The organism is Thermococcus barophilus MP, from assembly GCF_000151105.2.
In the GTDB taxonomy this organism is placed as follows: Archaea; Methanobacteriota_B; Thermococci; order Thermococcales; family Thermococcaceae; genus Thermococcus_B; species Thermococcus_B barophilus.
Window position 1 is genome coordinate 1,068,848 of the sequence record NC_014804.1, and the last position, 11,833, is coordinate 1,080,680.

An 11,833-nucleotide genomic window follows, 5' to 3' on the forward strand; every position below is an offset into this window, starting at 1 on the left:
CTCCCTTTCTTTCCTTTAGGTGAGAAGATGAGAAGAGGTCCAGTATTTTTAGGGAAAGCTTATATTCACTGGTGTGAGAAGTGCAATGTTCCTCTAATCAGCGAAAAGTGTGACGTTCATGGAAAAGAGGGAGTTTTCAAATTAGATTTAACTCCCCCAGCAGATGTTAGATTCGCTTTTGAAAAAGATTTAGAATTCATCAAGAGGGAGTTTAAAAAGCACTATGGTGTTAATATCGGCGAGATAATTGATGGAAAGATAGTTCTCCTGAATAAAACTCCGGGAGAGGATGATATCTACGAGATAATACTTGATGGTTACATTTTTGGATGGCTACGCTTTGACCCATTAGAACTTAAATGGAAGCCAGGGCTTAAGGTTGAAGGAGCGATTGCACTTTGGAAGCGCTTTGGAAAGAATATGAGAAAATGGGTTGTTGTAGATGAAGGTGCTGTGGAGCCAATAAAGAAAGGTGCAAATGTTCTGCCTGTAGGCATAATTGAAGCTGATCCCTCAATTAAGATAGGAGACGACGTCATAATTGTGAGTGAAAGTGGAGAAGTAATTGCTACGGGAATAGCAAAGAAAGACTATGAACAGCTTATAAATCCAAAAGAGAGAGGAACAGGCATTAAAACGAGGCACCAGAGAAACATTAAGTACAGAGAGGGAAAAAATGCCACCATTGATGATGTGATCAGAGCTAACAAATCAGCACTTGAAGAAAGGGTTGGAGAAGCAAGAGAGTTTATGAGAAGGACTGCTGAGAAGATAAAGCTTCCAATGGCTGTTGCATTTTCTGGGGGCAAAGATAGTCTGGCTGTTCTTGGACTGATGCTTGAGGAATTTGAAGAGGGTTTTACGATTTTCTTCAACAACACAGGGATAGAATTCCCAGAGACTCTGCAGTACATTGAGGAAATGAAAAAAGAGCTTAAAGACAAAAATATTGAGTTTATAGTCGCCGATGCTAAAGACGCTTTCTGGCATGCTATAAATGTCTTTTCTCCGCCTGGAAGAGACTATCGCTGGTGCTGTAAGGTCACAAAACTCGGCCCTATAACGCTGACAATCAAAAAACACTACCCTCAGGGTGTTTTGATGTTTGTGGGACAGAGAAAATATGAGAGCATTCAGAGATACAAGCAGCCAAGAATTTGGAAAAATCCCTGGGTGCCCAATGAGATAGGAGCCTCTCCAATATTTCACTGGAACGCCCTTGAAGTCTGGCTTTACATATTCTCAAGGAAGCTGAAGTATAATCCACTGTATGAACACCGTTTGGACAGAATCGGATGCTTCCTATGTCCGAGCTCATCTTTAGCTGAAATTTATACTCTTAAGGAGGAGAAATCAGGGCTGTGGGATAAATGGGAAGAAGAACTCGAAAAATGGAGGAAGCGTCTTAATCTTCCTAAAGAATGGATAACCTACGGGTTCTGGAGATGGAAGCAGCTTAGCAGAGGACAAAAGATGTTGGCAGAGCAGCTTGGAATTGATCTCCCAGAGAAGAGAGTCTGGGAACCTGTGAAGTATTCAATTGAAGAGCACGAAAATGGGTATTTAGTAAAGCTAAACACAGCAATAAACTTGGAGAGGATTAAAGAAGTTGCCCCCATTCTTGGTGAAGTCGAAATAGGGGAAAATTACATAAAGGTCAGCGAAATAGTTTTCAGAGAAGAGGGAATATTTGCTCCTGAACGGAGAGAAGGCATTCAGGCATACTATCTTATTAAGAGAGCCTATGAATGTGTTGGCTGTGGAGTTTGTGTTGGAAGATGCAAAGAAAATGCACTGAGCATAAATCCAAAGACGAGAAAAATTGTCGTTGATTATGGAAGATGCATTCACTGTAGGGAGTGTATGGAGGTATGTCCCCTGTTGAAAATCAAAAATCCAAGAGAAGGAAGTCAGCTTTAATCATAATGCTATTTGTTATTTTCCTTCTTCCGTTTGCTTCTTCCCAAGGGGAATATGACTACAACATTGAAAGCTACTCAATTTATTTTGATATAGTTAATGACAACACAATAAAGGAAACGATTGAAATCAGTTTAACAGCAAATACAAACTTCAGCAGGTATGTCTTTTACTCGGACTACCCCATAGAAAACCCTGATGCAATAGTTAAAATCAATGGAGAGATGAAGATTGTGAATGTAAGCGTGAGTAAAATAGTCGGCGGGATAAATGCCGTGTATGTAAAATTTCCACCAGTTAAAAAAGGGGATCGTATTACAATCAAAATAAGCTTTTATTCTTCTGGGATGCTGCAAAATGTTCAGAATAAAAAGCAATTTGCTTATTATATAAGATTCAATCAGCCTGTCAATCTTTTCTATGTAAGACTGTTTATTCCAAAAGGATATGCAATTCTCTCCCCGATAATACCATCTCCGGACATGGTAGAAAGCTCAGAAAACAGACTTGTCTTGGAATGGAGAAGAGAGAACATTAAGGCAGGGGAGGAGTTCTATTTCATAGTTGGATTTTCCGGTGAAATCAAGGGATTTTCCCCTCTGTGGCTTGTGGTGATATTTGTATCTGCATTTGCGGGAGGATTCTTTGCGGGAATGCTATATAAGGAGAGGAAAGGTAAAGAGAAAGTGGAGGTACTTAGGAGCGATGAAGAGAAAGTCATTGAACTCTTAAAGAATGGGCCTGTTTTGCAAAGTGAACTCGTTAAAAAGCTTGGTGTCTCAAAGGCAAAGGTCAGCCTTCTCCTAAAAGATATGGAGAAAAAAGGACTAATCGAGCGTGTTAAAGAGGGTAGAAGTTACCTCGTTAGACTCAAAGAAAGCTAAGGTTTATAAACCATGGAAATTAGCTCATAAAACTGCGAGGTGAATGAAATGGAGTTTGAATGTCCAGAATGTGGGAGCGAAAATATTGAAGTGATTAAAGAGAGAGGAAGGGAGGCTACGCTTAAGTGTCTTGACTGCGGCAATGTCTGGATAGTTACTTTGCCAAAACTTTTGAGGATTCCCCTCATCGTCAGCAAGCACGAGAGAAGCTTTAAAGCTGAGGCAGAGCTTCCAGAGGATGAGGAGATCAAGGTTGGAGACATAGTTGAGATAGAAAATGATGAAGTCAGGATTACAGGTATAGAGCTTGAAGGAAATAGAAGGGCAAACAAAGCAAAAGTAAGTGAAGTCAAAACGCTTTGGGGAGAAAGCTTGAGGTATCCAAAAATTATCGGCGTCTCAATTTATCTGCCCAAAGGAATCACACAGTCATTTAAAGTTCAAGTGGACAGAGATGAGGAGTTTGTCGTAGGTGAAGTCCTTGAAGTCGGAGGCTATACATTCAAAGTCGAGAAGATAAAAACAGAGAGAAAAATGCTCACACATGGAAAAGCAAAGGCAGATAAAATAGTACGGTTAATGGGACACCAGATAAGGGCAAGAGCAAGCAGAAAGCTTAAAATTTATAGGGGCTATGAAAGCGTTGAGAGATAAGCTAAAATACTTCTTCTCCAAATTCTTTTTTGTGAGAGCAATGAGTGAGGAAGAGCTATATGAGAGATGGGTAAGGCTTGTTAGGCAGCTTGAAAGGGAGGGAATAATTAAGAGTAAGCGGATTAAGACAGCTTTCCTGAAAGTCCCCAGGTATAAGTTTGTTCTTGACAGATACAAGCACTATGCTCATGTTGATGAACCCCTGCCTATTCCTGCGGGACAGACAATTAGCGCTCCCCATATGGTGGCTATAATGTTGGAAGTTGCCGATCTAAAGGAGGGCATGAATGTTCTCGAAATTGGAACTGGAAGTGGATGGAATGCCGCCTTAATATATGAGCTTGTCAAGAGAGATGTTTACACAATTGAGCGAATCCCCGAGCTGGTAGAGTTTGCAAAGAGAAACTTGGAAGAAGCTGGCTACAAAGATAAAGTTCATGTGATTTTGGGAGACGGAACAAAAGGATTCCCCCCTAAAGCTCCATATGACAGAATCATAGTCACAGCAGGTGCCCCAAAAATTCCAGAACCCCTTATAGAACAGCTCAAAGTTGGTGGAAAGTTGATAATACCCGTTGGAAGTTATCATTTATGGCAAGAGTTATATGAGGTAATAAAGCTTGATGAAAAAGGGAGAATAAAAGTGATAAACCACGGAGGAGTTGCGTTTGTTCCGCTAATTGGAGAGCATGGATGGAGGGAATAAAGTGGAAATTAGACTAATAGCTTTTGATTTAGAGGGAACATTAGTAAAATCAAAGTCAAGCTGGGTAGAACTGCACAAGCGCTTTGGTACTTGGGATAAGGGAAGAGAATATGCCGAGAGATTTTTCAGAGGAGAGTTTGACTATCAAACATGGGCGGATTTGGATGCATCTCTCTGGAAAGGACGTAAGAGGGAGGAAATACTGGAGTGGGCAAATTCTGTTGAGTACATGGATGGAGTTAAAGAGCTCTTTGAATTTTTGAGAGAGAACAACTTTAAAATCGCCATAATCAGCGGGGGTTTAATGTGTCTTGCAAAGAGGGTCGCAGATGAGCTTAACGCAGATTATGTGTTTGCAAATGAGCTCATTTTTGATGAAGAGGGCAGGGTAACAGGAAAAGTCATTGCAAGGGTTGATTTCCAGAATAAAGGAGAAATTCTGGCAAAGCTAAAAGAAGACCTCAAGCCTTCATTAACAATAGCTGTGGGAGATGGACACAACGACATTGCGATGTTCAAAGTGGCTGATGTCAGCATAGCGGTAAATCCTCACGAAGGTGTTGAAGGTGATTATGTTGCAAATGACTTGAAAGAAGTGATAGAAATCATCAGAAAGATTTTAGAAGAAAGAGGTCAGTGAAGGGCGTGCTCATCACTCTTCAGCAAAGCAAAAGCTCATCATCCCTGTGTAGGCCCAGCCGGAACCCCCGCTTCACTGCTCCGCGGAGAGGGCGGGAGCTGGGCCTACTGATAAAGCATTAGGTAATGACAGTTTAAAAACTTAGAGTCCACTCATCTTTTGGAGCAATAACCAAAACAGATCACCATAAAAGACAGAGATTAAAAATCCCAAAAAGAGCGCCGGTGCAAAGGGCATGGCTTTTCTAACGATGAACTCATTTTCAAGCCTTCCTTCCTCAACAAGCTTTTTGAGCTTTTCTATTTGCTCTTTTGTTAAGCCTTCAGCAGTAGGGGAGGCTATAACATTTTCATAACTGAGCTTTAGGAGACTTAAATTCCCAGCAACTAAAGCTTTTTTGAATTTATCTGTGAAGCTTTCTCTATCTCTTAGAATTTCCCCATTCTTTTCGTAAATCCATTCTCCCAAAATGTCCCATTCTTTTAGCTCTTCAATAGGTTTTCGCTCTATGAGGATTTCCTCCCTGAGTACTTTAGTAAGAGAGAAGAAAACTTTGAAAATGTAAAATATGACTAAAAGCTTAACAAAAGATCTCAAAAAGACAGATCCCGTAATATAAGTGAAAATTGCCAACGATGCAACTCCAATTGTGTTACCAACTTTTTTATATTTTCCAAGTATTCCCACCAGTACCAAAGTCCCAATCCACCTAACCAGTGGATGCAATGCAACCCCAAGGTAATATTGCAAAACCACAAAAAACCCCAACGAAACCGTAATCCAGAGAGTTAGTTCAACAGTTAGCACCACGTTTTCAGTAAAAACAGCCTTCAGCCTATCGATTTTTTTCTTTACAATTAAGCTTGCAAGGGCATATATGAAAAGAAATGGAAAGACTCCAATTATGCTGTTAAAAAAGAGAGTCAAAGCATGCAGAGGATAATAAACGGCATAAGGGGCTTTTATTTTCGCATATTCCGAAGCATAAGGAAAGAGCGCAGAATATCCAGCCAAGATTATGACATCCCCACTTGCCCATCCTCCCAGTAGATACATGAGATATCCTATTAAAAACCCCGCCCCGAGACCAATCAACCCTGAGGATGCATAAAAGAGGTCTCCAACTTTAAGACCACTATAGACATAATAGACTATCCCCAAAGCTACAAAAGGAAAAATATGCTTGTCGTCAATAAAGCCAGTTTTTATGTCAGTGTAAGAAGTTAGAACCCCCATAATAACCCCAAGAGCAATTAATAAAAATTGCACTATCTCACCTCAAAGGTTTTGTATGATTTCCTCTCTAATCGTTGCTGTATAATTGGAAATCACTCCATTTATACTCCTCACACTACTTAAAATAACCCGAAGAGTTATAGCAACAAGTATCAAAGCTACAGCAACCATAAACAGATACTCTAAGGCACTTTGAGCTCGTCTCAACACTCCCACCAAGATAATTTACATTACCAACAAATTTAAAGATTGCTGTACTCATTCTTTACCTGATTTGTAAGATTTGAAGTCACATTGGAGATTGTTTCTCCCAATTGTTCTGCATTTCCTGAAGTTGATTGGGGATGAACACGATAAATTATGATGATCACCATAAGTGCTATTGCCATCATGAAAAGATACTCAAGTGCCCCTTGTGCTCTTCTCATCTATGCCACCCCACACTACTTTTTACAGTGGAAGGAAGATATAAACATATTTCCCCAAAATTGAGCGATGTTTACCAAAAATTGTGGGATTATAACATTTTTAAACATCCTGAGCATGGTATTGAATGGTGAGATAATGAAAATATACAAGCTTTATGTGAGAGATGAATACCTTGAAATGATAAAAAGTGGAAAAAAGAAAATTGAAGTTAGAGTGGCTTATCCACAGATAAAGGGCATTAAACCAAAAGATAAGATACTCTTTAATGATCTCGTGCCTGCCGAAGTAATCAGTGTAAAAAGATATGAGACATTTAGGCAAGTGCTCAGAGAGGAACCAATTGAAAAAATTTTCCCAGACAACCCAAGCTTCGAAAAAGCCTTAGGAAGATTTCACGAAATGTATCCAAAATGGAAGGAGAATCGCTATGGCGTCATAGCCATTAAATTCCACCTTCTAAAACCAAAATCGAAAGGTGAGCAAAAGTGAAGAACCTAAAATTCGACGGACGCTACAAGGATATGCTACTCAGCGGAAGAAAAAGAGCGACCATAAGATTAGGAAAAAAGATAAATCTAAAGCCTGGTGATGAGGTTTTGATACATTCTGGGGGATACGTATTGGGAAAAGGCATTATAAAGAGAGTTGAAACAAAGAAAGTTTCTGAGCTCACTGACGAAGATGCTCGTTTGGATGGATTTAAAAACAAAGAGGAGCTGATAAAAGCTTTAAAAGAGCACTACAAACATTTAACCCCAGAAACCCCAGCAACAATAATAGAATTTGAGATAACCAAGCTCATGGATAAACCTATCCTTTCAGCGGACTTTCCATATGAAGGGAACAATCCAATAGAAATTGCCGAAAAGGCACTCAAATACCTCGACAATCTAAGCTTTGAGGAAATTGCACTTTTGAACCTCTTCCTGAAAGAGGGAAGCCTCAGGAAAGCAGCATATAAGCTTGGAGGGTTGAACAAGAGATATAAAATTAGAGAAGTTTTAAGAAAGGCATACGAAGAGCTCAAAAAGAAGGGTTTAATGGAACCAAAAATTTAATACACCCATATCTGCTGTCTTGAATTCCAGTATTCTTTTAATTCCTCCTTTGTATGATGTTCTGCCACTGGATAAATTCTCACTGAATACACACCCCTCATTTGAGATATTTCAAGGGCAATGTCTCTTAAGCTTCTTTCGTTTTCAACTTTTATAACTGCAACTATATTTGAATCTCCTACAGTTTGGTATATCTCCTCTATTAGCCCTCTCTTCCACAGTTGTCTCTGAACTTCGGTAGCCTTTTCCTCAGCCGCACTTATGAACAGTATAACTTTCATACTCTCACCCCCATACTATAATAGATCTAAAACAATTTATACGCTCTATGCTAACTCTAAGTGGTGAAAAATTGCAAAATAAGACCTTAGAATACATAAAAAATACTATCCTCCTGTATTTCATTGAACTGATGCTTTTCTGCAGAGTTTTTAAGTGCGTTGCTTGACAGTTTAACCGGGAAAAGTTTGAACTTTCCACTTCCTATGAGTCTTATTAACTCCAAACTGAACTCTTTAAGCTCATTTTCGTCAGTAAATTCAATCTTAGCTATGAAATCGTACTCCCCATAGAGCCAATATCCCTCTACGGGAAGCTTTTTGAGCACCTCATCCCTTACTCCCCATACCAGCAGTATAGCCTCGAGCTCAATCACCCCCCAAGAGTTTTCAGCTATCAGATGCAGTAGGTGTATAAATCACTTTCGTATACTTTTCAGATAAAATGGCAAAATTTAGAAAACTTTTTGGCAACTCTCTGTCATCTATGCAACATCGTTTTCATAGGCTCTAAATATTTAATCCATAAATAACAAAGAGTTTTAACCTGAGAATCGGAGATAAACATGGTGGTGTTAATGATCAAGGCTGTATTCTTCGATTTTGTTGGAACTCTTTTGAGCAAAGAGAGTGAAGCTGTTACCCATCTCAAAATCATGGAAGAAGTTCTAAAGAATGCGAATGCAGAAATTAACACAAAACAGCTTTTGGAGGAATATGATCACCTCACAAAAGAGGAGTTCAGCAAACTGGCAGGAAAACCTTACAAGCCAATACGCATTATAGAAGTTGAAATTACCGAAAGGCTTGCCAAAAAATACAATTTTGAAGTTCCAGAGGATTTCTGGCAAATCCACTTGAAAATGCACCAACTCTATGGAAAGCTTTACCCAGAAGTCGTTGAAACTCTAAAAGAGCTCAGAAAGAGAGGTTATCACGTTGGACTTATTACAGACTCAGATAATGACTATTTAAGGGCTCATTTAGAAGCATTGGGAATTTTTGACCTCTTTGACAGCATAACAACAAGTGAAGAGGCAGGATTCTTTAAGCCGCATCCGAAAGTTTTCGAAACTGCACTTAAAAAAGCTGGAGTTAAAGGAGAAGAAGCGGTTTATGTTGGTGATAACCCCCTCAAAGACTGTGTTGGTGCAAGACAAGTTGACATGATAAGCATCTTGCTTGACAAAACAGGAGAAAAGAGAGAGCTTTGGGGAGAGTGCGAGTTCATAATAAGCGACTTGAAGGAAGTTTTGGACATAGTATCTGAGATCTGAGGTCAGCAACGGCAGGGTTCATCACAACTAAGCCAGCGAAATTGTCATCATCCCTCTTTTTTCAGCTCAGCCTTTTCTTTGCCTCCCATAGCCTTTGAAAGGCTGTAATCCAAGCCAAGAGTGCAACAATGTAAACCCCCACATCCACTCTGTTAAAGAGTGCTGCAGTTATTAAAATCAGCAGTCTCTCGGCTCTCTCCGCAATACCCACAGCTAAAGTTCCACTTCCAGCAAGCTCTGCTCTGCATCTTTCGTAACTTACCAGATATGACCCAATTAGAGCTATAAATGCAATTTTCCAATCAACCAGACCACCATAAGCAATTCCAAATAAAACTACCCCATCACTGACCCTATCAGTTGTTGAATCTAAAAACGCCCCAAAACGGGAAGTTTTGCCGGTTAGCCTTGCCAAAGTGCCGTCAAGGGCATCAATTAACGAACCAAAGATTAAAGTTAAAGCGGCTAATCTCTGCTCTCCCATAGCAAAGAAGTAAGCAGCCAATAGGGAGATCAGCATCCCAATGACAGTTAGCTGATTTGGAGTCATGCCGATTTTCGCCAGAGGTCTGACAATTGTTTCCAAGTAACCTTTGAAAACTGGCCTGTATCTATTGAGCATTTTTCCCGACCTCTATCACTTTCTTCCCCCTCTCTTGGGGTATTATCTTAAGTTTAGCATTTTCGAATTCCTTTCTTAGTCCTTCCCCCTCTAAGAGTCTGTCCAAAAATACTGCTAACGCTGCAACCTCACTGTGAGGCTGGTTTCCAATTGCAACGTTGTAATGAGCAAGCTCATAAACTTCTCTTGGAACTTTTTCTGCCCCTACAACAACTAAGATGTTTTCTCCATGTCTTAAATGCTCCCTGATTTTAGGCAGTGCGTCATCCACATGAATTCCATACATCGTGAGGTGGACTATCTTCCCTTTCCATTCCCGCATTATCCTCTTCCAGTGAGGGTCAAATTTGATAAAGAACGGCCCTCCCCAACGCTTTATAACGTCCTCAACACTTTCCCTTACATGTTCATCTTCATCAGCTGCAATTATTATCCCATCCGCTCCAAAAGCTCTTGCTGTCAATGCCACATGAGTTGTTATCCTTTTATCTCTCTCAGGTCTGTGTCCCAATCGTAGCACCACTATCATTTGTATACCCCCCTTAGAATGTACCAGTACTTTCTGAAGTTCTCGGGCCAAGGTTTATCCTTATAAAACTCATAAAGTGCTGTCATACTTCTTTCAATATCTTTATAATCGTACTTCAGAAGCATCTCATTAAGCTCCTTTTCAGGAGCTGATGCAAATATAAAGAGAGCAAATATCTGCTCATTTTCATTCATCCTGTTGAGCATTAGAGTCAGCTTTGTCTTCAGCATTGGATTAAGTTTTTTCTCTACTTGTGTCATGAGTTTGTCCTTAAGATTTGCAAGGTAGTCAGGGCCAACATCCACATGCTCATGTCCCTTCAGCTCTTCTGGAGCCTGAGCAACAAGCTTAAAGTTTCCTTGAGTTAGGAGCTGATATACCCTTGGAAAATACGGAGTTGCAATGTACTCATTCCTTGTGCCAATAAAGCCGTGTTTGAAGTCAACAACATACCATCTTCCTCCAGAGTAGAATTCTGAGAGGGGATTTATAATGCAGTCTGTACCGTTGTATAGGCTGACGATTCTTGAGGGTACGTTTATCGATTTCATCATTGCTGTGAAGAGAAGCTGCCCTTCAGCATAACTAATCTTATTCTGCTGAAGTATTTTCTGTGGATCCACCGATGCCGTCGTATCTCCAAATTTATAGTGCTCAAGGATCCACGAGTATATTTTCTTCGCAGCTTCAACTTCGGATTTCGATTTAAGGACAAGCGGCAAGGCATAGTTCCTTAAAATGCTAACATTTGCATAAGGGGTGGAATTGAACCGTTCAATCCAGTAGCCATCAACCAGATATTTGTTTTCAATCCAGTAATACTTATCACCATATGCCTTCCTTAAAGTTTCGTTATTAGCGAACCAAGGAGCCCAGGTAATCTCAATGTACCTGCTGACAATTTCCTTTTTTTCATTCCCATTTTCAAAGTAGTTTACAATAACTGTCACATATCCGGAAACATGCCTATACGGAGCATCTATTTGGTAGACTATCTTATATGACTGTCCTCCATATATTTTCTCAGGAATCTTACTCCTGTTAATGATTTTCAAGCCATCAAGGAGATTAACGGAAACCTCTCCTATCTCTATTGGTGTCATACCACTGTTTTTTAGTTCAACAGTTATGTTGAAGATTTTTCCACCGCTGACACTTGACGGGACATTCACCTCCATAGAAAGTTCTCCAGGGGGCATCTTTGTTTCTTCTTTAACAACAGTTATTGTGAACTCATGGTAGAACCCCTTCCACGTTCTGTGAAGCTCATCAATGAGCTCCAGGGGGACTCCTATTGTATACACCCCGGGTTTATCCGGAGCTTTCACTATCCAAACAAGCTCTACTTTCTCCCCCACCTTTAACGGGGAAGGGAACTTAGGATTTTGGAGAATTTTAAAGTCTGGATTGTTAATCGCCAGATCTGCTCCAATGAAGGCAACTTTCCCTGTGTTGTTGATAGTTACAATTATATGGAATGTCCCCCCGGCTTTTACAACAGTCCTATCAATCTCAAAGGTAACCACAGCCGGTTGCTTAATCAGGCATCCCGATGCAAAAATTATCAAGAGCAAAAGGAAGGCAGATTTTTTCAACTATC

16 protein-coding genes are annotated in these 11,833 nt (G+C 40.1%); 8 read left to right on the forward strand and 8 right to left on the reverse strand.

The window, feature by feature from the left end; genetic code table 11:
- Nucleotides 1–27 precede the first annotated feature (27 nt).
- The 5 genes from TERMP_RS06050 to TERMP_RS06070 are packed head-to-tail and all read left to right on the forward strand — an operon-like array spanning nt 28 to nt 4,804.
- Nucleotides 28–1,920 carry a phosphoadenosine phosphosulfate reductase domain-containing protein gene (locus TERMP_RS06050; protein ID WP_013467487.1) on the forward strand — a complete coding sequence of 631 codons (1,893 nt, stop codon included), beginning with the start codon at nt 28–30 and terminating at the stop codon, nt 1,918–1,920.
- On the forward strand, nt 1,872–2,804 hold the full coding sequence (locus TERMP_RS06055; RefSeq protein ID WP_013467488.1) for a helix-turn-helix transcriptional regulator: 933 nt from the start codon (nt 1,872–1,874) through the stop codon (nt 2,802–2,804). The genes TERMP_RS06050 and TERMP_RS06055 overlap by 49 nt, the downstream gene beginning before the upstream one ends.
- 48 nt (nt 2,805–2,852) lie before the next feature.
- Nucleotides 2,853–3,458, forward strand: a complete 606-nt coding sequence (locus TERMP_RS06060; RefSeq protein WP_013467489.1) for an HVO_0476 family zinc finger protein — start codon at nt 2,853–2,855, stop codon at nt 3,456–3,458.
- Between the two features lie 40 nt (nt 3,459–3,498).
- A complete protein-coding gene (locus TERMP_RS06065; RefSeq protein WP_048159946.1) occupies nt 3,499–4,164 on the forward strand; it encodes a protein-L-isoaspartate(D-aspartate) O-methyltransferase in 666 nt (221 codons plus the stop codon).
- A 1-nt stretch (nt 4,165) separates the two neighbouring features.
- On the forward strand, nt 4,166–4,804 hold the full coding sequence (locus TERMP_RS06070) for an HAD-IB family phosphatase (RefSeq protein ID WP_013467491.1): 639 nt from the start codon (nt 4,166–4,168) through the stop codon (nt 4,802–4,804).
- A gap of 141 nt (nt 4,805–4,945) precedes the next feature.
- Here TERMP_RS06070 and TERMP_RS06075 read toward each other — a convergent pair whose 3' ends face one another.
- From TERMP_RS06075 to TERMP_RS06080, 3 genes are read right to left on the reverse strand one after another with little or no spacing between them, the layout of a single operon-like run.
- Complete coding sequence (locus TERMP_RS06075) at nt 4,946–6,040, reverse strand: A24 family peptidase C-terminal domain-containing protein (protein WP_237702783.1); 1,095 nt, start codon at nt 6,038–6,040, stop codon at nt 4,946–4,948.
- A 42-nt stretch (nt 6,041–6,082) separates the two neighbouring features.
- Nucleotides 6,083–6,256 (reverse strand): class III signal peptide-containing protein, encoded by a 174-nt coding sequence (locus TERMP_RS11405; RefSeq protein ID WP_237702784.1) that lies wholly within the window; start codon nt 6,254–6,256, stop codon nt 6,083–6,085.
- A gap of 26 nt (nt 6,257–6,282) precedes the next feature.
- Entirely contained in the window at nt 6,283–6,468 is a 186-nt protein-coding gene (locus TERMP_RS06080; protein WP_013467494.1) for a class III signal peptide-containing protein, read from the reverse strand.
- 136 nt (nt 6,469–6,604) lie between these two features.
- Here TERMP_RS06080 and TERMP_RS06085 point away from each other — a divergent pair, with 136 nt between their 5' ends.
- Nucleotides 6,605–6,958 carry an ASCH domain-containing protein gene (locus tag TERMP_RS06085; protein WP_013467495.1) on the forward strand — a complete coding sequence of 118 codons (354 nt, stop codon included), beginning with the start codon at nt 6,605–6,607 and terminating at the stop codon, nt 6,956–6,958.
- Nucleotides 6,955–7,527 carry an ASCH domain-containing protein gene (locus TERMP_RS06090; RefSeq protein ID WP_013467496.1) on the forward strand — a complete coding sequence of 191 codons (573 nt, stop codon included), beginning with the start codon at nt 6,955–6,957 and terminating at the stop codon, nt 7,525–7,527. The genes TERMP_RS06085 and TERMP_RS06090 overlap by 4 nt, the downstream gene beginning before the upstream one ends.
- On the opposite strand, the gene TERMP_RS06095 is transcribed toward TERMP_RS06090, so the two are convergent.
- Both TERMP_RS06095 and TERMP_RS06100 read right to left on the reverse strand, forming a co-directional pair.
- Nucleotides 7,524–7,808, reverse strand: coding sequence for an Lrp/AsnC ligand binding domain-containing protein (locus TERMP_RS06095; RefSeq protein WP_013467497.1), 285 nt, complete (start codon nt 7,806–7,808; stop codon nt 7,524–7,526). The genes TERMP_RS06090 and TERMP_RS06095 overlap by 4 nt on opposite strands.
- Before the next feature lie 86 nt (nt 7,809–7,894).
- Complete coding sequence (locus TERMP_RS06100; protein WP_048159774.1) at nt 7,895–8,182, reverse strand: hypothetical protein; 288 nt, start codon at nt 8,180–8,182, stop codon at nt 7,895–7,897.
- A gap of 201 nt (nt 8,183–8,383) precedes the next feature.
- Here TERMP_RS06100 and TERMP_RS06105 point away from each other — a divergent pair, with 201 nt between their 5' ends.
- Nucleotides 8,384–9,082, forward strand: a complete 699-nt coding sequence (locus tag TERMP_RS06105) for a TIGR02253 family HAD-type hydrolase (RefSeq protein WP_013467499.1) — start codon at nt 8,384–8,386, stop codon at nt 9,080–9,082.
- Nucleotides 9,083–9,143: 61 nt separating this feature from the next.
- On the opposite strand, the gene pgsA is transcribed toward TERMP_RS06105, so the two are convergent.
- The 3 genes from pgsA to TERMP_RS06120 are packed head-to-tail and all read right to left on the reverse strand — an operon-like array spanning nt 9,144 to nt 11,828.
- Nucleotides 9,144–9,704 carry an archaetidylinositol phosphate synthase gene (gene pgsA / locus TERMP_RS06110; RefSeq protein WP_048159775.1) on the reverse strand — a complete coding sequence of 187 codons (561 nt, stop codon included), beginning with the start codon at nt 9,702–9,704 and terminating at the stop codon, nt 9,144–9,146.
- Nucleotides 9,694–10,233: a tRNA (cytidine(56)-2'-O)-methyltransferase gene (locus TERMP_RS06115; RefSeq protein ID WP_048159776.1), complete on the reverse strand. Its 540-nt coding sequence runs from the start codon at nt 10,231–10,233 to the stop codon at nt 9,694–9,696. The genes pgsA and TERMP_RS06115 overlap by 11 nt, the downstream gene beginning before the upstream one ends.
- Nucleotides 10,230–11,828, reverse strand: a complete 1,599-nt coding sequence (locus TERMP_RS06120) for a transglutaminase-like domain-containing protein (RefSeq protein WP_013467502.1) — start codon at nt 11,826–11,828, stop codon at nt 10,230–10,232. Before TERMP_RS06120 ends, TERMP_RS06115 begins: the two co-directional genes overlap by 4 nt.
- Between the last annotated feature and the right edge of the window lie 5 nt (nt 11,829–11,833).

Excerpts from the sequence above, each read along its gene's own strand:
- TERMP_RS06075 (WP_237702783.1), bottom strand. The coding sequence starts at position 6,040 with ATGGGGGTTCTAACTTCTTACACTGACATAAAAACTGGCTTTATTGAC.
- TERMP_RS06105 (WP_013467499.1), top strand. The coding sequence starts at position 8,384 with ATGATCAAGGCTGTATTCTTCGATTTTGTTGGAACTCTTTTGAGCAAA.
- TERMP_RS06115 (WP_048159776.1), bottom strand. The coding sequence starts at position 10,233 with ATGATAGTGGTGCTACGATTGGGACACAGACCTGAGAGAGATAAAAGG.
- TERMP_RS06055 (WP_013467488.1), top strand. The coding sequence starts at position 1,872 with ATGTCCCCTGTTGAAAATCAAAAATCCAAGAGAAGGAAGTCAGCTTTA.
- TERMP_RS06060 (WP_013467489.1), top strand. The coding sequence starts at position 2,853 with ATGGAGTTTGAATGTCCAGAATGTGGGAGCGAAAATATTGAAGTGATT.
- pgsA (WP_048159775.1), bottom strand. The coding sequence starts at position 9,704 with ATGCTCAATAGATACAGGCCAGTTTTCAAAGGTTACTTGGAAACAATT.
- TERMP_RS06080 (WP_013467494.1), bottom strand. The coding sequence starts at position 6,468 with ATGAGAAGAGCACAAGGGGCACTTGAGTATCTTTTCATGATGGCAATA.
- TERMP_RS06085 (WP_013467495.1), top strand. The coding sequence starts at position 6,605 with ATGAAAATATACAAGCTTTATGTGAGAGATGAATACCTTGAAATGATA.
- TERMP_RS06050 (WP_013467487.1), top strand. The coding sequence starts at position 28 with ATGAGAAGAGGTCCAGTATTTTTAGGGAAAGCTTATATTCACTGGTGT.
- TERMP_RS06065 (WP_048159946.1), top strand. The coding sequence starts at position 3,499 with ATGAGTGAGGAAGAGCTATATGAGAGATGGGTAAGGCTTGTTAGGCAG.
- TERMP_RS06095 (WP_013467497.1), bottom strand. The coding sequence starts at position 7,808 with ATGAAAGTTATACTGTTCATAAGTGCGGCTGAGGAAAAGGCTACCGAA.